This is a genomic window from Nostoc sp., from assembly GCF_036919495.1.
Lineage (GTDB): Bacteria > Cyanobacteriota > Cyanobacteriia > Cyanobacteriales > Nostocaceae > Nostoc.
The window spans coordinates 22,391-42,539 of record NZ_JBALBZ010000112.1; the positions used below are offsets into that span (position 1 = coordinate 22,391).

Here is a 20,149-nt window from a genome sequence, read left to right on the forward strand (position 1 = left end):
GGAGGGTTAGGGAGGAGAAAGTCTTAGCAAACTACGCACAGCTTGTTCTACATTGCTTTGTTTAACTAAAGATTCTCCAATCAAAACCGCACGCGCACCAGCTTCAGCGACAAGAGATAAATCAGCAGGTGTATAAAGTCCAGACTCGCTGACGACGGTGATATCCAAACTTTGTAACTGTTGTTGGCGCTGTGCTAAAAGTTGCTGTGTTGTGCCTATATCAAGGGTAAAATCTTCTAAATTGCGATTGTTGATTCCTACTAAATGTAAATCGTCAAGCTTTAATACTCGATCCAGTTCAGCCAGGGTATGAACTTCTACTAATGCATTCATGCCTAAATCATGAATTAGTTGCAAAAAACCCTGAAGTTCTTGATCTGATAAAATGGCAGCAATTAACAAGACTGCATCTGCACCTGCTGTTCGTGCTAAATAAATTTGATAGGGGTTAATGATGAACTCCTTGCACAGTAGGGGTAATGCTACTTGCGATCGCACTTTAGCAAGATTATCAAAACTGCCCTGAAAAAACTTATGATCAGTTAGGACTGATAAACAAGCTGCACCACCTCGTTCATAAGCTTGAGCAACAGCTACAGGGTCAAAATCTGCGCGGATAATGCCACGGCTAGGTGATGCCTTTTTTACCTCAGCAATTAAACTAGGTTGGTTAGGATTTTCTTGCAAAGCATTCAAGAAATTTCGCACAGCCGGGGCTGTATTTAACTGTTGTCGCAAAGAGGTTAAAGGCAGTTCTTGCTGCATTTGTGCAACTTCTTGCCTTTTATGCAACACAATTTCTTCAAGAATATGGCGAGGGGGGGCAACTTGGTTAGTCATAAAATGCTAGGGGAGTGGGGAGATGAGGGGGCAGGGGAAGCAAGAAAAAAATAACTAATTGCCAATGACTAATGACCAATGACTAATGACTCTTTCGTTGTATATGCACGCACCACATTTTTAATGATTTCCAGACCGACTTCTCCCGCTAGAGTCATGATTGACTCTGGATGAAACTGAACTGCGGCGATAGGAAGTGTCTGATGTTCAATGCCCATAATTACGTCGTCATCAGAAATCGCTGTTACCTTAAGTTCTTTTGGCAAACTTTGCGGTAGGGCAAATAATGAATGATATCTACCCACTGGAAAAGATTGTGGTAAATTTTTGAAGGTTACGGAATTAGAATCTGTGACGAAAATCCGTGTGGATTTACCATGTTGGGGATAGTTGAGGACTCCCAATTCTCCATCAAATGCTTCAACAATGCCTTGCAATCCTAGACAAACTCCGAAAATAGGAATTTTGCGATGAAGGAGCGCACCGACTGTCTGGGGAACCCGAAAATCACTTGGTCTACCAGGGCCAGGAGATAATACAACTAAGTCAGGGCGTTCTGTATCGAATAGCGATTCTGAGAAACCATGACGCAGTGTAGTAACGGTTGCACCAGTTTGGCGAATGTAATTGGCTAGGGTATGAACAAATGAGTCTTCATAGTCTATTAGCAAGATGCGTTTGCCATCTGCCCCACTTGGAAGGATTTTAGTTAATTTTATAGAACTGGATTGATCAATTTTTTGACTGGTTTCCTTTACACGGCGAATTGTTTCAAATAAAGCAGCAGCTTTGGTAATTGTTTCTTGTTCTTCTGCTTCGGGTATGGAATCATAAAGGACAGTAGCGCCAACTCGCACTTCGGCGATGCAGTCTTTTAAGCGGATTGTCCGTAGAATTAATCCAGTATTTAAATTCCCATTGAAATTTAAATAGCCAACTGCTCCACCATACCAACGTCGGGCGCTACGTTCATGCTGTTCAATAAAATCTATTGCGGCTTTTTTGGGTGCGCCGGTGACTGTAACCGCCCATGTATGCGATAGAAAGGCATCTAAGGCATCAAATTGCGATCGCAGTGTCCCCTCAACATGATCTACTGTATGTATCAGGTGGCTGTATAATTCAATTTGGCGACGACCAATCACTTGTACTGAACCAGGTTCGCAGATTCGGGATTTGTCATTGCGATCGACATCAGTACACATGGTCAACTCAGCTTCATCTTTATGTGAGTTGAGTAACTGACGAATTTGCACGGCATCGTCAAGAGCATCTTGTCCCCGGCTAATAGTGCCACTAATGGGACAAGTTTCAACCCGCCTACCTTCAACCCGCACAAACATTTCTGGAGATGCGCCAATCAGATATTCTCCACCTAAATTAAAAATAAACCCATAAGGGCTAGGATTTATTTCTTTTAAGGTGTTAAATAGTTTGCTAGGTTCATCTTCATAGCCCTCAAAAAAGTTTTGACTAGGAACTACTTCAAATAAATCGCCTCGGCGGAAATAATCGAGCGCACCCTCAACTTTTTTGGCATACTCACCTACTTTATGGTCAGCAGTTTGATTTGGCTGAAGATGTTTCCCTTGATAATCTACAGACTCACCTGTTCGAGGAAGATCGTTAGTACTGCCACGCGCTGTTTCAAATTCATATTGTAGACGAAATGCGCGTTGCTGATAGTAGTCAACAACTATCAAGTCATCAGGCAGATAAAGCACTAAATCTCGCTGATCTGTTGGACGTTCTAGACGTTGGGTAATTGGTTCAAACTGAAAAACTAAGTCATAACCAAATGCACCATACAATCCTAAATGCTCGTCTTCTTGGCTCGAAAAAGTATATAAAATTTCGCGGACAACTGTAAATGCTGAAGGTTGTTTACTGCGTTCTTCTTCAGCAAATAGTTTTTTCGTCGGTTTAACAAAGCCTACAAGATGGTTATTATCTAGAGTAACTTTCTCAAGTTGTATTGAGTTAGATAAGCGTTCTAAGAGTAATGGTAAAAGCACCCGACCGCGTTCATTCAACGCTATCAAAGTAAAAGCATTGTCTTGTGTAGTCAATTCCAATGGTGGATTGACAAATCCGATCGCCCATCTTTTGTATCTGCCTGGATATTCGTAGCTGCTCCTTAACAAACCTCCACGCTGAGAATTTAAGTGGAATAGAATGTCTTCAAGAGCAGTGTCCATCTTAACTTCTGTGATGGAGCGAGAAACAAGTACACCGCCAAGGGTTTTGTAGGAACGGGAATCAAAAATCATGGGAAAATTCTCTGGAAGAGTTATTAGTCAAAAGCTAATCATTATTGATAACTATCTTCAAATTAAAAACAAATCCAGATAATCCGATGTCAATTTAATTCAAACTATCCAAATCTGCGTATTCTTTTTAAAAGATGTAATGAAAAACTTTTCGCTTCTTATTTCAGAATACTAGATATCAAGCAGATAAGACATTGAATAATTTTTCGATTAGATGTCAATTTATTCGCTTTTTATACTGCTTCTCTAGCACCTTTCCTGATACCCAATTTAAAAATAACCGCCTCCCTCAAAAGTAGTAGATCCTCTTACAATCTCAGCGTTCCTCCGCGCTTCCCTCAGCGTCCCTCTGCGTTTCAAATTCCATCCTAAAACTCCCTCAACAGCGATATTGCTTGCCTATACAAAAACAAATCCACCTCATGCACCTCAATTCCTTTTCCAATCCCTTGTAACAGCATCAAAGTCAACTCTCCCCCCAAATGTTCCCGGAACTCAGTTAAACCCCGGAACAAACAATGAGGATGTTCCAGTTGTGATAACTTCTGGGCCAGTTCTGGCACATACAACGTGAAACCCAACGCCGACAAAGTACTTAATATCCTTTGCCATTCTGAGCAATCCAGCAATCCTACCAAATAGGAATAAGTGCTATCCAAAGCGATACCGATCGCAACTGCTTCGCCATGACGCAAGCGATAATTTGTCAGATGCTCCAGTTTATGAGCCGCCCAATGTCCAAAATCCAGGGGACGAGACGAACCCATTTCAAAAGGATCGCCGCTATTGGCAATATGTTCTAGGTGCAACTGGGCGCAACGATAGATAACTTGTTGCATAGTATCCATGTCTCGCCGTGCTAGGGCTGCGCTGTGAGAGTGGATATAATCAAAAAAGCTAGCATCCTTAATCAGCGCCACTTTGACTGCTTCTGCGATTCCAGAACGCCAATCGCGATCGTCTAAGCTTGTCAAAAAGGCAGAATCATTTATAACTGCATAAGGTGGCGCAAATGTGCCGAGAAAGTTCTTTTTACCAAAGGCGTTGATGCCGTTTTTTACGCCAACCCCAGAATCATTTTGTGCTAACACCGTCGTCGGAACTCGAATTAGACGAATACCCCGGTGAGCAGTTGCGGCTGCATATCCTACCAAATCCAACACAGCCCCGCCCCCTATAGCTAACACGTAAGAATGGCGACATAATCCGGCTGCTTCAATCTGTTGCTGGATTTGATCTACTAAATTGCGATCGTTTTTAGCAGCTTCTCCTCCCGAAATTATCATCGGTTCGGCTGCGATCGCTATTATCTCTGCATAAAAATTGGTATACGCTACTAATTGCTTAACCAATTCCGGTTGATGTTGCAATATTCCTGCGTCTACTATCGCTACAACTTTCTTCGGTTTTGTCTCCCCATCTGCTGTAATTACTTGGGCTAAGGTGGGGTTTTTCAACTCAAATAAATTTTTGGTGAAGTAAACCTCATAGTTGAAAGTAACCGAAACACGTTGATGAATTGGTTGCAGACTGAATTTACTTTTTTGCTTAATGTCAACTACCATGTTTTTACTTATATATTTACAAGTGTGGCACGATTCAAAGCTTGAAGGAAAATTTCTACTGAGTGAGAACCATTGATCTTGACTTTATTATTGATGATGAAGAACGGCACGCTGTTGATGCTATTCGGCCGAGCAAATATCGATTCCGCTACGAAAGCTTTAATCGCAGCATCATCGCTCAATTGCAGCCGTAATTCCTTAGAATCCATTTGGTAAGCTCTACCTATGGCAATCAGAACTTCAATATCTCCGATGTTCAAACCGTCTTCAAAATAAGCTTTATAAATGGCTTCTACAACATCGTTTTTAACCTTTGCTGGTGCAAGTGTAATCAGTCGGTGCGAAAGCTTAGTATTGACAGCCAAACGGATTTTGTGAAAATTTAGCTTGACTCCAGCCATCTCACCTGCGTATTGCGTAGAATCAAACAGATATTGCAGTTCTTGGGCTTTTATGCCTTTTCTATTTTGCATAAAGCTACGAAATTCGTATCCGTCAGCAGGAATGGTATTGTCGAGGATAAAGGGATGCCAACGGATATCTATTTCTTCTTCTTGCCATTTTGCTAATGCATCAAACAGATGCTTTTTACCAATTCTGCACCAGGGACAAACGGGATCGTGAAAGATGTCTATCAGCATAGTTTTTTTCATTCAAATGCTAATATTTGTGTGCATTTCTGATTTAAAATCTCGTTGGAGAGCCGTTGTATTTAAAGGCTGAATAAAAGCGTTGGTTTTTTCTTCAAAAAAGCTTTGAGTAGTTTCAAATTCCTGAATTAGTGCGTCTCTATCTTTCCTTGCTATCAGTGTTGCTAAACGGTTGTAAGTCTTAGCTAAAAAGCTAATTGCATTACACCGTTCTTCTGTAGCTAGCATAATATCAACACATAAATTAGGATTTTGGGAAAACAAACGTTTAACAATGTCAATTTCTTGACGATAGTTAGGTGTTGACATTGTTAAGCTCTGCTTTATATCTACTTTTACTTGTGCTAAGAAAACACCAAGACTAAATCTACAAAAATGCTGCGTTGCTTGAATAATCACCATCATTTTATCGTGTTCTTCAGGTGTGCAAACAATTAATTCTCCACCTTGACTTTTGATAAAGTCTAATAACCACTGAAATGAATCATCGTTTCGACCTGGGCACACTACCACCTTTTGTCCCAAAAATGATTTGATATTTGGCCCAAACATTGGATGTAAACCCATGACTGGGCCAGAATGATATTCGAGCATCGCCTGAGTTGGCTGAGTTTTTACGCTCGTGATGTCACACAAAGCTGTATTTGAGCCAAGGTATTTAGCTGCACGCTTGATAACATCAACTGTATGTTCAATAGGAACGCTTATTAATACTAATTCTGCCTGACTTAACAATTTATCTGCGTATTCCCAATCTTTATGTTCGAGAACACTAACATTGTGACCTACTAGCGAAAGCTGCTCTTTAAATAATCTTCCCATCCTGCCGCGCCCACCGATGATCGTAATTTGTCGGGAACTGACATGATTTGTTGCAGCTTTAGGAATCAAAGTAGCATGACAACTATTTACTACACTTACCCAAACAGACTCAGGAATACCAGCTTGGGCGAGTAGGGGAGCCACATCAGCCAGTTGTTCATCTAAAGAAGGTTGTTCTGATGCTGCTAATAATGATATGCGATCGCTAAGTAGAGCGATCAAGCTTTGGTCAGTTTTTTTAAGCTGATCTGAATTTGTCATTTGTCATTTGTCATTTGTTATTAGTCCTTGAGATACCACGCGCACACGCGACTTAGTTTTGATTAGTCCAATATGATTACTTTTGTCGTTCACAATGGGCGAGGTACTTACTAAAAAGTCTAGTGATTTATTAGAACTCAATTCGGGCAAGATATCCAAATTTGTTGCTTTGTTGGCGATCGCATCATAAAATAACTCTTCATACCGATCTAGCGCTTGCTCAAAGGAATAGTTTTCTACTGCAAACTTTCTTCCTTTGCGCCCTAATTGCGCTGCTAATTCCGGCTGATTATATAAATCCAATACCGCCGCAGCTAAAGCATCTGCCGACTCTGGCTCAACGATAACGCCGCCACCACTTTTTTTGATAGCTTTGGCAGCAGTCCCAGTTGCGGGAACTGAAGCGACAATTGGGCGACCACTGGCTAACAGCAGTGGTATTTTAGAAGGCATATTAAAGGAAATCACATTGCTCTTTTGCACAATCAACCCCAAATCTGCGGCTGCTAACATTTGTGGTAGTTTTTCTCGTGGTTGCAATGGTAAGAGCAAAACATTATCTGCACCACAAGCAAGACAATGTTTTTGCAACCTTTCAAGAGCTTGAGATTCACCTGCGATCGCAAACACAATATCATTAATATGACGCAACCGAGATGCTGCTTCGATTACTGTCTCTAAACCTTGCGTCAGAGCAATATTACCTGAATAAAGCACTACAAATTTATCATCGAGTTGATGGGTAGCCCTCCAAGAGTTATTCTCCTTCGGCAAAGGGCGGATAAAATTTAGATTCACCCAATTTGGAATGCAGGCAATTTTATTAGCAGGTACACCTTTATTTTTTAAATTATCTATAAAGCCATCGGCAATCACGCTAATGGTATGTGCAGTTCGGTAGGCAAATTTTTCTAAAGCTTCCAGAGCTTGAATCATCAACTTATTCTTAATTAGCCCAATACGCACAGCAGCTTCCGGCAGGATATCTTGCACGTTTAGCACTACTGGGCAATTGTATAGCCAAGCTATTAAGGTTGCAGGTAAGCAAACTAGTAACGGCGGCACTGTTAAGAGTATTACATCAGGTCGCTCGCCCTTAAGGGCTTGTGGCAAGCTCGTAAAAACAAAGCTCAACTCTAGCAGTAGCCTGTCTACAAGGTTAGGTTTAGACTTAATCCGCAGGTAACTACGCTGAATTTTGACACCATTTTTATGCTCAGTAACGTATAGCTTACCCCGATAGCGATCGTAAATCTGACGCTGAGGATAGTTAGGCATACCTGTGATTACCCGCACTTGATGCCCTCGCTTCACCAGCCCTTCTGCTAGTTCAGTCATCAAAGGTGCAATACCAATTGGCTCTGGATGATAATTGTATGAATAAATCAGAATTTGCATGAACTCTTAATGTCCTGAAAGCACCTTGATAATATTGACTTTATTAGTGTTATCCAGTTTTAATCTCCTTTGTTCCGGATTTAGTAACCTGAAATTTTCATAGAAACTTTCGTAAGGTATTATTACCGCCAAGAATACAGCACCAAATTTCTGGAAATGGTGCGTTATGTCTTTGGCTAACGCACCCTACGAAACTGTTACTTAAGCATCAGAACTCAGAACTGTTTTTCCAGTTCCTTCTCTAAACTGAAGATTGGCTTTTGTTGTCCACGTTTCCGCAATGTGATGGTAACAGCCCCAAGTCCGAGCAATGCTAAACCCAATGCTGAACTAGGTTCAGGTACTTTAGTTCTGTCTTCTACGTTTAGCACTTGGACGCGACCTTGGAAAAAATCGCCCACATAAAGCTTGCCATCTTTGTAGCTTGTGCCACCCGTCCAGTTAAATTTGCCGGGACTGAGGTCGAGGGGATTGCCTAAGGGGCCGTCAGTTAATCCTGGAGGCGGGACTGGTTTGCCTGATGCATCTAGGGCTGGTTGACCGAAGGAAGTCAAGAATTTACCGTTTTTATCAAATACCTGTACGCGGCTGTTGATAGAATCAGCGACATAAACATTCTCTTGGTCGTCCACTTCGATGCCAATTGGCTGAAGAAGCTGTCCAGGTTCGCTACCTGCTGAACCAAATGCCAACAGAGGCTTACCATTAGGATCGAGTACTTGAACGCGGTTGTTATACTGGTCAGCTACAAAGATATTTCCACTAACTGGGGAAATTCTTACACCTGCTACACCTTGGAATTGCCCAAGTGCAGTACCATTGGCGCCACCAATGACACCAATTTGCTTTCCGTCAGGTGTGAATTTAAGGATTCTTTCGCCGTTAAAATCACCAACGTACACGTTCCCAGTTTTGTCAAATGTTACACCAGATGGCCCAAAGAAAAACCTACCTGGTATAAGACCGGTAAATTCTCCATTTGCAAAGGATCTAATAAAGTTACCCTGAGAATCGAATTGATTAATGCGGTTGTTGTAAACATCACCTGCATACAAATCCCCTGTTACGGGATTAAAATCTACAGTTGTTGGCTCGTCAAACTGTCCGGGCCCTGTGCCGCCGGAGCCAATTGCCCCAATATACTGACCGCTTGGACTAAATTTTTCAATTTTGTCACCGAGGTTGTAGTTAGGAGTACCATCCGGGTTAACACCGCGTCCGTTAGCTATGTAGGTATTCCCTGAATTATCTACCGTTATGCCTTGGGGAACAAAGAGTTGCCCAGGGCCGAAACCAGGCTCGCCGATACTTGTATTGTAAGTTAATGTTACAGCCTTGGCTTGGGCTGCTGCTGCCAACACCATGAATCCAGTACCGAGAATGCCGATTGACAAATTTTTGACTAATCCCATGAGTTTGAAGTCCTGGTTGTATGAGTGTATACTCTTTCCTAGACTAATTTTGTTCCCAGTCTCAGTTCGGGAACCCTAAAATTCGGGCTGCTGCCTCTTGTTTGAAATGCAACTTTCTGTCTGAGGCAGCAGCCTATTCTGTAAGCTTTACCTGACACCAAGTAAAAAGGAATTAGACAGTCTCTGCATTGGCTAGCAATTCTTCATCCAACTTTTCTGGGCGTTTGCGCTTGGCGAAAGCAGCAGTTGCGCCTACACCAGCAAGTGCTAATAAGCCAACTACTGAACCAGGTTCGGGGACTGTTTGTGTAACAATACCATCCACTCGAACAACCTCCCCTCGTCCTGGGCCGACACCGCGATTGGTAATATAAATCTTGCCGTCAGGGCCGATATCAATTCCATCAGCCGAATCTAGCCCTTGACCTGCTGCAACAAGTGTTGTACGAGTGCCGTCAGGAGCAACTTGGATCAGAGATCCGGGTAGATTTGTGATGTCACCCCCTAATTGGGACTTGTCGCTGAACTGTAAGACGAGCAAATCGCCTTTTTTATCAAAGGTTAGGTCTGTGATGTGCGTAAATCCATCCAGAAAAACTTCTGGTTTGAGATCGTCGCCAATGCGGAAAATTCGTGATTTACCTGCTGGATAAGGAAAACCCGTATATTCACCAACGTATAAAGCTCCATCGGGGCCAATTGCGCCACCGGTGGGTACTGCTTGAATAGCTATTTTTCCTCCTGGAAGCTCATCTAATAGCCCAGGAGGTAATTGTAATCCTGGTGGCAAATCTGACTTACTAATGATGGTTTTAGGAATTACGATCGCCTGGGATTTACTTCCGTCAAGCTTGATTTTGTAAGCAGCGTTCCCACCCCCATCAACTACATAAGCACTATCGCCACTAATAGCCAGGTCATAGGGATTGGTAACTACATCCCCTTTGTCTGGATTTTTGGTGATTTCATTCTTGGCAAAGTCAAAAATACTGCTGAGAGATCCCGTCTTCAAGTCAGCTTTGTACAGTTGTCCTAGTAGCGGTGTATTTAAAACTTTATCAGGTGTTGATGGCGGGAAAGTTGCAAGTTGCTGTGGTGGGAGTGGGGATTTAGAACCAAGGTCAAGTGTTGCTAGATCGCGGTTTCCTGGATAACCAGCAAAGCCGGTCAGAAGATAAGCATTCCCTTGAGAATCGAATTGTATATCTTCAATACCAGCGCCTTGGTTGCCAGTGGGTTGTTCTGCTAGAGACTCAAAGTTATTAAATATACGCTGTTTGGTGCCATCTGGTGCAACTTTGACTAGTGAACTAGTATTACCAGCACAGATAGGCTGAAACAGTGTACTCGGAGATGGTTGGCAATTTCCGTTTCCTCCAATACCTGGCTCTGCTACGTAGAGACTGCCGTCAGGGCCAAAGCTAGCACCCCGGGCATTACTAATTCCATCGACAATTGGCGTTAGGCTTGCAGCTTGTGCAGATGCTGTTCCACAAATAGCAGCAAAACAAAATGTAACAGATGTAAGAGCAAATGACTTAAGTTTCATACCTTTGAAGATTGAGAGTTAAATAAGTGGAAAACTTTGTTTTTGAGGAACACAGGATTGGTTTGAAACTCTTTACTTGAGCGCCACGGCTCCATTGATAGGAGATTTAGTAGCTCTCTTTTTGTGCAAGCAACTAACGCCAAAGGCAGCGATCACTAATATGCCGAAAGCAGAATCAGGTTCAGGGACAGATTTGATATTTTCAATTCTGAGAACTTGTCCATCTCCAGGGCGATCGCCTCGGTTTGTGACGTATACTGCACCATCAGCACCAATAGTCAAGGCGCTAGGCGACTCTAATCCATCCCCACTCAGAAGAGTTGTGCGTGTTCCATCGGGAGCTATTTTGATCACAGAACCATCAAAATCACCCTTCCAAGCTGACTGATTGGCGTACTGCAAGGCATACAAATTGCCCTCAGTATCAAATTCCAAGTCTGTGAGTTGGGTAAAGCCATCTGCATATACTGTTGGCTTACCATCAGCACCAACTCGATAGATTTTTGCCCCACCTTCTGGGAAGGGAAAACCTGTAAATTGGCTGATGTAATAAGCGCCATCAGGGCCTTTTGCCACACTTGAGGGTACTGCTTGGCTTGCAAAGTGCGATCGCACCACTTCACCTTCAGATGGCACTTGCGCCGGTTCATTGGATGGGGTACCAGAGGGTGGAAAGACTGGATTAGTCAATATGTCTTTAGGAAATGTGGTAATAGATTGCAAATGTTTGCCGTCAGTATTAACGCTTAAAAAGTCGTTTGCACCTGCATCAACTGCAAGCAACTTTTTGCCATCTATCACGAAACCCAAGGGATTGCTATCAACATCACCACCATCGGGATTGTTGGCGAGTTCGTAGTTAGCTAAATCTGCAACACTCGTCCAAGAATTGGTATTAAAGTCGGGAGCAATTATTTTACCGAGGTCAGTGTAACCTAAATTGCGATCGCGAAAGGCCGGATTAGCGCCATACCCAATCAGAACATAAGGTTTACCTTGAGCATCAAATTTGATATCACGAGGGCCGGCGGCTCCAGTACCATCTGGTAATGCTAAGGAAGGAAGTCCTGTAAGTATGCGTTCGGTTTTACCATTCTCAATTTTGGTAACTGCCCCACTTGTGCCATAGCATAAAGAATCGCCTTGACCACTTGACGGTGGAACACAAGCTCCACTTCCCCCTATTCCCGCCTCTGTAATATAGAGATTACCATCAGGGCTAAAGCTAAGTCCGCCGGCGTTATATAGACCGTCGGCGATTACTGAAAAGGATGCAGCTGAGGCAGCTTTGATTCCAGAAAAAGCGGCAACACAAAAAGTTAGGAAGGTAATGGTAAGTTGTTTCAGTTTCATGTGTTGCAAGACAGCTTATTGTGGGGAATTTAGGGGTGAATTTTAAACGCAGAGGGGCACTGAGGTTTTAGTTGGTAACTAGTGCTTCTGGAGTTTTTGGTAGATAGCTCATTCCTCGGTCAAATGATTTGAGGTTTCCAGCTTTGGCTTCGAGTAAACGTTTGATGTTCATGCTCTCAGCGCCAAAGTCTTCAATTTGAAGTTTGCCGTGGGTAACGGTTCCATCTGTTTTCCAGAATGTGATTCGATGCAGGATAAAACCAGAAGCTTCGGGGTCAGCGAAAGCATAAGCGGTTGGGATGAGTAATGCTACAGAACGTTGATAATATTCGTAGTCTGGATAAAAGTGTTCTTGTTCAAGCAAGTAGTATTTGCTCAGACTATGAACCCGGACGGAAACTTTTACCTTCTGATCGTATTCATCTTTGAATTCACCTGAATCAGAAGTAATATCACCATCTGGTCGCAGTAGATGCGCCCACTCATCTATGTTTTTGAGGTCTTTTAAGTATTCAATACCGATTTCAATTGGGGCATCAACATAGATGGTGTCAGTATCGATAAAGTAGCGACCTTTGGCTGCTGAGGTTAGACCAGCTTTGCGTTCTAAATTACCTTTGAGAGAACGACACTCGGAAGTATGTACCGTGTGAATTCCCTGCATAATCATCTGAGTTTGCCGTTTGGGATCGACAAAACTTAACCAATGAAAGTATACGCCTTTTTCATCTGTTCCCGGCTCAATGTAGTCGGTGGGAAATAGCAAAACAGGGTAAACCTGAAAATATTTCTGATACTCTAATCCACAGTGCCACTCAATGCCGTAGAAAAGCGGATTTTCTAATTTTTTAACGTGATAATAAAGGTTCTTGTGATAACCAGATGCAGATCCGAGCCAGGTATCTTCGTCAATCTGTTCTTTCATCCGGCTATAAAGCGTCCATTCGTCTAAGTTTTTTAAACTACAAAGATACTCAAAGGCGCTCTCTGGTGAAGTAGCAATATAAGCTGATGTTGCAAAGGTATTCTTTTCCACTTTTCACTCCTTAAGATAATAAAAATTAAGCTGCGATCGCTTGAGTCCTGTTTCGTTTACCGCTCTGAATTCGGTCTTCTGCTAATCGTTTAGCAGCATCGTTGGTAGTAATTCCCTGCTCTTTAGAAATATCAAAAATTGCTATTAGTGTGTCATAAATATTATGCACTTGCTTAAAAGCTTTTTCTTCGTCATAGCCAATCATTTCGTTGTAAACGTTGATTAATCCTCCAGCATTAATTACATAATCAGGGCTGTAAAGAATCCCTTTCTTGGCAAGCATTTGACTATGTAGTTGCTCATTCTCCAATTGATTATTAGCTGCACCAGCAATAATGGAAGCTTTTAAGAAAGGAATTGTATGACTATTAAGAATTCCTCCTAAAGCGCAAGGAGCAAAGATATCTACATCAAGAGAGTAAATTTCAGTGGGTTCGACAATAGTTGCGCCAAAAAGTCGTCTTGCTTCTTCCGCTTTTACTGGATCTACATCGCTAATAAAAAGCTTGACATCATGTTCATGTAAGTGCCGACAAAGGTTTTTACCTACATTTCCTAGACCTTGAACTGCAACTTTCATGCCATCAAGTCTTTTGCTTTGCCAACGAGACTCTACAGCAGCTTTAATTCCTAGAAAAACTCCTAGTGATGTTATGGGAGCAGGCCCACCAGATTTTTCTGATACCCCAACAACATGTTTTGTTTCTTGACTGATTGTTCGGACATCGCCAGGAGTAATATTAACATCTTGTCCGGTAATAAAACGCCCATTCAGACTATCAACAAAACGTCCGTAAGCTCTCAACAAATCATCTGTTTTATTTTCAGGATTAGCGATAATCACTGCTTTTCCGCCACCAGCCGGAATATTTGCACAGGCTGCTTTATATGTCATCCCACGACTCAGACGAAGTGCGTCTTTTAAAGCAGCTTCTTCGTTGACATAAGGCAAGAGTCTTGTAGCTCCCATAGCTGGGCCTAAAGTTGTGTCATGGATAGCAATAATTGCTTTAATTTCGGGATTTTTACCATGACAAAAGAGAACTTGTTCGTGACCCATTTCTCTAACAGTTTCAAATAGCAGCATTTTCACCTCTTGATATTGTTTGGGATTGGTTAGAGAAAGTAATTGACCATTACAAAATGTAAAGATATAGACACAAAAACGCTCTCGAACATTATTATTTGGATGGAGTTAAAAAAAGACTTGGGTATCAAAAATTTGAAATTCCAGTTGATTAGGTGTAGTTTTTTGGCTGGAATAAAGTTTTTACCGCTTCTAAATTCACCCTTTGTCTTTTGCTGAATGTTTATGATGTTTTAGTGTCTATAACAATTGAAAAAATTGTCAGGTTTTAAAGTTAAACCATTGGAAATGAAACTTGCTTGACTGAATTTTTAGCCGAACTTGATTTGACTCCTTGTGCTGCTAAACCTTTATTACGTCCACCAGAGGGTGCTGGCCGATCAGCGTCAATCACTACATCGATCAGAAAGGGAACATTTGATGCGATCGCTTTTTCTAATGCTGCTTCGATTTCTGACTCTCTGACGACTACGAGCGCTTCTGCTCCCATACCACGAGCAATCATGGCAAAGTTTGTTGGTGGAAGTGTTGCATCTGCGCCTTTTAATCCCAAGACTTTCATCCCTTGATGGCACATGTTGTAACGCGCATCGTTGAGTACAATCCAGATTGCAGGAATTTTGTATTTCACGGCTGTGCTGATTTCGTTATTCATCAGCATTGCTCCATCGCCGACAATCCCTACAGCTTTGCTATTGCTAGCCAGTGCTGCACCCAATACTCCGGTGACGGCGTGACCCATTGCGCCAACTCCGGTGCTGACTCGGTAACGATTGGCTTCGGAAAATTGGAGTAGATGAGTTGACCAAGTAAAGGAGTTACCACACTCTGCCATTACTATGGCATCGGTATTTTCAACAATCATCTTTTGAATGGCTGCCATCAATACCTCTGGCCGCACTGGATAATCTACCTCTGGTGCAGGTTCAATTGCTTTGGGTTCTGGACGAGGTAGTGGCATTGTGGAATCAGGAGCATCCGGTAATTGCTGCAACAACTCTTCCACAAAAGCTTTGATATCAGACTGAACTGGGAAAGTTTCAACGTGTGGATAGGCTACACCCGGCACTTCGGGATCAATATCTACATGGACAAAACCTTCTTTTGGAACTAGCGCCGAACTCCAGAAGGAAGTCGGTTCACCAAGGCGGGTTCCTAATACAAGTGTGCGTAGTGGAGGTTGTTGTTCCATATAAGTTAAGACGGAAGCATGACCGCCTAAACCTGTAACACCCACAAACTGGGGATGATCTTCAGGGAAGATGCCTTTACCACGGGGTGAACACATGACAGCTGCTCCCGTTTTTTCAGCGAGTTCAAGGATTTCCTCTGCTGCGTTACGCGCACCGAAACCAACCCAGATGGCAAAGGGGCCAGATGATAATAACTCTACACATTTAGCGATCGCTTGTTTTGAGGCAGTCATCGGAAACGGAGTAACATCTAGTTGAGGCAAGGATATATTCTCAACCAAACTTGCCTGCACTGCCGTGGGAATGCTCAAATGGGCGACAAATCCGCCTGGTTGCGCCATAGCTAAAGCAAGTTTGCGGAAAATCTGCGGTAGTTGAGCCGCAGATTCAATAGTGATTGCATAGTTGAATAGCGCTCCTGGGGTAAAAATTCCTCCACTGGGTAATGTGTAAGTGCTGGTTTCTTGAATTGCCCAACGTCCACGCTGCGGTGCTGAGGTGCAAGCCGACAACAAAATTACCTTTGCACCTTCACCACGAGCCGCAAATAACCCGGTGAGGGCATTAGTGATCCCCGGCCCGGCTGTGGTAAAAACTACAGTGGGGCGATTATTGGCAAAGTATGCTTCGGTCGCTGCAAATGCTGCTCCTGCTTCATGGCGGAAGTTCAACACGTCAATGCTGCTATTTGACAGCGCCCCCCAAAGGCTTGCCATTGCACCGCCTGCGACACCAAAAGCGTAGCTTACTCCCAAATTTACCAACATCTGAGCGATCGCATCGGCAACTGAGAGCGCTGCGGGTGTTTCGTCGTTTAAAAAAGGCTGAATTTCGTTGTTATCCTCCAATTTATCAACCTGACGAGAAACGTCAGACACAGATTCTACATATCTGTTTGCTGGAAATTCCTTGTATGGCTCAGTGGTGATTAGAGGAGAGTTTGAACCAGTATAGTTTTGACTCATTAGTTTCACGCAGTTACATAAAATTACACAAAGGCTTTCTAGTTTACAATCACAGAGATGAAAATATTTAATACAAACGACTCTGTTGCTTTCACAGCTATGACCTAGCTTGGTCGTTCATAGAAACGGTTAATCGCTGCTGATTGATGCTTGTGAGCGCATTACCAAAAATTTTTACCAAAAGCATACAGCAATCAATACTGTGCTTCTTGTGACCAGAATAAGGGACACAAAGACTGTTCTGCAATCAAATATTTTTTGAATATTCTTTGATGAGGGTGTCAAATCTTTCGTTTTCACAATGATACCTACAGTGCTTAAGTAGGTTGGCGGGGAAAAACTAAACCATATAAAGGGCTATAAACTAGCAAATAACCTTAACTCAAGCGCTTCTCATAAACTTTACAAAACTCAATATAGTTAAGTTTAATAACGCTGCTTTAATTAACGAGTTTATTGGGGAGGTACATACCTGGTGATGACTACTGTAATCAAAGCCTATTTGCAATAAAAAATCTTTTGATGAGGCTGTCAATTCTTTCGTTTTTATCGTGATTGCGACATTTCCAACTTAGTCACTCTGAAAACTGCGTAGGCGTAGCCCGCCGTAGGCATCGCTGCAAAAACACATTATCAAATGTACAATAGAAAATCTTTTGATCTAGTTGTCAATTCTTTTGCTTCTAGATTTCCCCTACCCTACACCACTTTCTCCAACTGAGAGAACCTTATAAATCTTGTTTTGAAAGGGTTTGGGGAATTTTTTGTGAGTAAGTCCTAGTTTTGAAGCCTCACCCCAAAGCAGTCAACAGTCCAGAAAAAAGCTTGATTATTCACTCTTCAACTCGCCGTTACAAATTATCCGAATTAAAGCATGAGCTTAACTACAACAGTTTGGCGGCCTTTATATTGCCACTAACAACTTATTGATGCAATTATTTGTAACGATAAATACATAATTATTTAACTTTTATCTTTCTTTTTAGAGACGGCTAAATACTAAATAGGTAATTTTTTGGGAAAACTTATGATTTGTAATGTATAATTTTATCCTAGAAACCGTACATTATGAATGTATTTGTTTCATGTATAACAAAAAAGTGCAAAAAACACGTAAAAAAACCAAATCCTCTAATACAAATGTATTTCTGAGGACGGATGATTAAAGATATGCTTTTGTAGTTAAATCCCTGAGAGAGTAAGTTAAGATAATTTAAGAAAAATAAGTTGATGAATAAAATTTGTTCATTTAAACCAAGCCCAGCAGTGCAAATTCCTTTATGTTGAAAATCAAACGACTCTACACCAATAGTTCCTCAAAACGCTTGGTTGGTGAACGGTAAACCTAAGTTGGCTCTGGTGCAGGACTAGTTTAAATGTAAAATATTTATTTTTTCTACTTATATACATTAGGAGTTATGAACTCTTATCTAATAAAGTTTATTGGCTAATCTTGATTTGATTCGTCTATATTTTGCGTTGCTATAAAAAGCTGCTTGGGACAAGAATAAATTTTAAATATTTAGTTTTTTTAACCAAAGATTAGTTTAATAATTCATTTTTTATTGGTATGATAAGTTTTGTTAACAAGATTAGTAATCTTTTTTAATTTACTAACTAATCTTATTCTTGAACAACCTAACGGTGCGCCAAAGATTTTAGTAAGTTATGACTATTAACTCATTAATGGCTATGGTACTGATTGATTACCAGGAGGAAGTAGGAATATGAATTCTGGCGATTCTACATTAGCTAGAGCAAATAATCAATGGGTGCTACAACCAGAAGTAGAGATGAAGTTTGCTCACTTTTTAATAAATCACGCTGTAGATGCTGCCTTCTGTTTAGGAGAAAACGCACAGTTTCTCTACGTCAACGATGCCACTTGTCGGATGACTGAGTATTCCCGTGAGGAATTACTTTCCATGAGGCTGCATGATATAGACGTAGATTTTTCTCTCCACAATTGGTCAGATATTAGCTCACAAAATTCCCTTACCTTTAAATCTCGTTACCGGACAAAAAGAGGTCGGATATTCTTGGTAGAAATATCCATTAGCTATGTCAAACAACAAGATATGGAATTTGGCTGTGCTTTTGCTCATGAGATAAGTGATGAAATAGTAGAACTGAGCGTGCAAAAGTGGACTGATGAATTAAGGGATGCCAAAGACAATTTGCAACAGGAATTTTCCCAACTCAAGGCAAAAGAAATAGAACTAGAAACATCTCTTTCTTTACTTCGTTCTACTCTCGAATCTACTGCCATTGGTATTGTTGCAGTTAACTTTGAGGGAGATATTCTGAGCTTGAATCAGAAATTTGTGGATATGTGGCAGATCCCGGAGTCCCTAATACTATCTAAGAAATGTCCTCGATGCAAAGCCTTTTTTGAGAACCAACTTAAAGACCCACAAGCCTTTAGTCGGCTGATTTGGGAAGTGTCTAGCCAATCTGATTTCGAGAGCTACGACATTCTGGAGTTGAACGATGGAAGAGTTTTTGCACACTACTCTAAGCCTCAATGGCTCGATAGCACAATTATTGGTAGAGTGTGGAGTATTTGGGACATTACTGAATCGAAACAGACTGAAGAAGCATTGCGGTTGAACGCAGCTAGATTTCGGACTTTAGCAGAAACAACAGATGTTAGCACTTTTCTGATTCAAGGCACGCGACTTTGCTACATAAATCCAGCAGTGGAGAAACTTACTGGTTACACAGAAGAGGAACTGCTAACAAGCTTTGAACTGCGCCGACTGATTAAAAGCAAAAAACGCAGGCAGGTACGCAACCAGGCCGAAGCAGCTAATTTGGAATACCAGGAGATAAATATTTTGACAAAAAACGGCACGGAGCGCTGGCTAGCTTGCGCGGTTGCCATGTTGGATGGAGTGCTAGATTTTGGGGGAAAACCAGTTGAACTGATTGCAGGCATCGATATTACTGATTACAAATACGCAGAATTTGGTCTTAACCAAGCTTTAGAACAAGCAAAACAACTTAGCGAACTGAGAGCGCGTTTTCTTTCTATGGTTTGCCATCAATTCCGTACACCATTAAATATTGTTTCATTTTCTAATAGCTTACTAAAGGAAGAAGTAGACAAACGTACACAGAAGAAAATACAACCACTACTAGATCACATTCAAAAAGCTACCGAACAACTCAGTCAGATGTTGGATGATATTTTGTTCTTCTCTAAGGCAGAAGCAGCAAAAATAAACTGTGAACCCAAACCACTAGAGTTAGTTGGATTCTGTAATGATTTAGTTGCCCAAATGCAGATGAGCGTTAGCCAAATTCCGATTAATTTTGTCACTCAAGATAACTCTTTAACAGCCTGCATAGATAAAAAACTGTTAGAGCCGATTTTGAAGAATTTACTCGACAATGCAATAAAGTATTCTACCTCGTCCATTGCAATCGATTTGAAACTTTCTTGCAAAAATGAGAAAGTAATTTTTCAGGTCAAAGATAGGGGGATCGGTATTTCAGTAGCAGATCAACAACGAATATTTGAGCCATTTTACCGTGGTACTAATATTGATAGTATACCTGGTACTGGATTAGGACTATCAATTCTTAAAACCCTTGTAGATTTACATCACGGCCAAGTCTTTGTAGAAAGTCAAGTGGGTGTGGGTACTACGTTTACTGTGATGTTGCCATTAATCAAATCAGAGTTTAATAGTTCCGAGTTGTGAATGTTGAAATTAAGATAATTCTTAATTAACAGCTTAACAAT

General features: G+C 41.5%; 13 protein-coding genes. 1 reads left to right on the plus strand and 12 read right to left on the minus strand.

Annotated elements, in window-relative coordinates; genetic code table 11:
- Positions 1-6 precede the first annotated feature (6 nt).
- The 12 genes from trpC to scyA form a co-directional block, all read right to left on the minus strand.
- Positions 7-840, minus strand: a complete 834-nt coding sequence (gene trpC / locus V7K25_RS15775; RefSeq protein WP_335159451.1) for an indole-3-glycerol phosphate synthase TrpC — start codon at positions 838-840, stop codon at positions 7-9.
- Positions 841-908: 68 nt separating this feature from the next.
- Positions 909-3,110, minus strand: coding sequence for an anthranilate synthase (locus tag V7K25_RS15780; RefSeq protein WP_335159453.1), 2,202 nt, complete (start codon positions 3,108-3,110; stop codon positions 909-911).
- A gap of 368 nt (positions 3,111-3,478) precedes the next feature.
- Entirely contained in the window at positions 3,479-4,675 is a 1,197-nt protein-coding gene (locus V7K25_RS15785) for a 3-dehydroquinate synthase (protein ID WP_335159455.1), read from the minus strand.
- 8 nt (positions 4,676-4,683) lie between these two features.
- On the minus strand, positions 4,684-5,316 hold the full coding sequence (locus V7K25_RS15790; RefSeq protein ID WP_335159457.1) for a DsbA family oxidoreductase: 633 nt from the start codon (positions 5,314-5,316) through the stop codon (positions 4,684-4,686).
- Positions 5,317-5,328: 12 nt separating this feature from the next.
- Positions 5,329-6,408: a bifunctional chorismate mutase/prephenate dehydrogenase gene (gene tyrA / locus V7K25_RS15795; RefSeq protein WP_335159459.1), complete on the minus strand. Its 1,080-nt coding sequence runs from the start codon at positions 6,406-6,408 to the stop codon at positions 5,329-5,331.
- Positions 6,409-6,411: 3 nt separating this feature from the next.
- On the minus strand, positions 6,412-7,806 hold the full coding sequence (locus V7K25_RS15800; protein WP_335159461.1) for a glycosyltransferase family 4 protein: 1,395 nt from the start codon (positions 7,804-7,806) through the stop codon (positions 6,412-6,414).
- A gap of 215 nt (positions 7,807-8,021) precedes the next feature.
- On the minus strand, positions 8,022-9,218 hold the full coding sequence (scyF, locus tag V7K25_RS15805) for a scytonemin biosynthesis PEP-CTERM protein ScyF (protein WP_335159463.1): 1,197 nt from the start codon (positions 9,216-9,218) through the stop codon (positions 8,022-8,024).
- A 172-nt stretch (positions 9,219-9,390) separates the two neighbouring features.
- A complete protein-coding gene (locus tag V7K25_RS15810; RefSeq protein WP_335159465.1) occupies positions 9,391-10,767 on the minus strand; it encodes a ScyD/ScyE family protein in 1,377 nt (458 codons plus the stop codon).
- Positions 10,768-10,839: 72 nt separating this feature from the next.
- Complete coding sequence (locus V7K25_RS15815; protein WP_335159467.1) at positions 10,840-12,120, minus strand: ScyD/ScyE family protein; 1,281 nt, start codon at positions 12,118-12,120, stop codon at positions 10,840-10,842.
- A 67-nt stretch (positions 12,121-12,187) separates the two neighbouring features.
- The gene (gene scyC / locus V7K25_RS15820) at positions 12,188-13,156 is read right to left on the minus strand and encodes a scytonemin biosynthesis cyclase/decarboxylase ScyC (protein ID WP_335159469.1); all 969 of its coding nucleotides are present in this window, start codon (positions 13,154-13,156) and stop codon (positions 12,188-12,190) included.
- A gap of 25 nt (positions 13,157-13,181) precedes the next feature.
- Positions 13,182-14,243, minus strand: coding sequence for a tryptophan dehydrogenase ScyB (gene scyB, locus V7K25_RS15825; RefSeq protein WP_335159471.1), 1,062 nt, complete (start codon positions 14,241-14,243; stop codon positions 13,182-13,184).
- A 274-nt stretch (positions 14,244-14,517) separates the two neighbouring features.
- On the minus strand, positions 14,518-16,401 hold the full coding sequence (gene scyA, locus V7K25_RS15830) for a scytonemin biosynthesis protein ScyA (RefSeq protein WP_335159473.1): 1,884 nt from the start codon (positions 16,399-16,401) through the stop codon (positions 14,518-14,520).
- A 1,727-nt stretch (positions 16,402-18,128) separates the two neighbouring features.
- Here scyA and V7K25_RS15835 point away from each other — a divergent pair.
- Positions 18,129-20,108: a scytonemin biosynthesis sensor histidine kinase gene (locus tag V7K25_RS15835; RefSeq protein WP_335159475.1), complete on the plus strand. Its 1,980-nt coding sequence runs from the start codon at positions 18,129-18,131 to the stop codon at positions 20,106-20,108.
- The last annotated feature ends 41 nt before the right edge of the window (positions 20,109-20,149 follow it).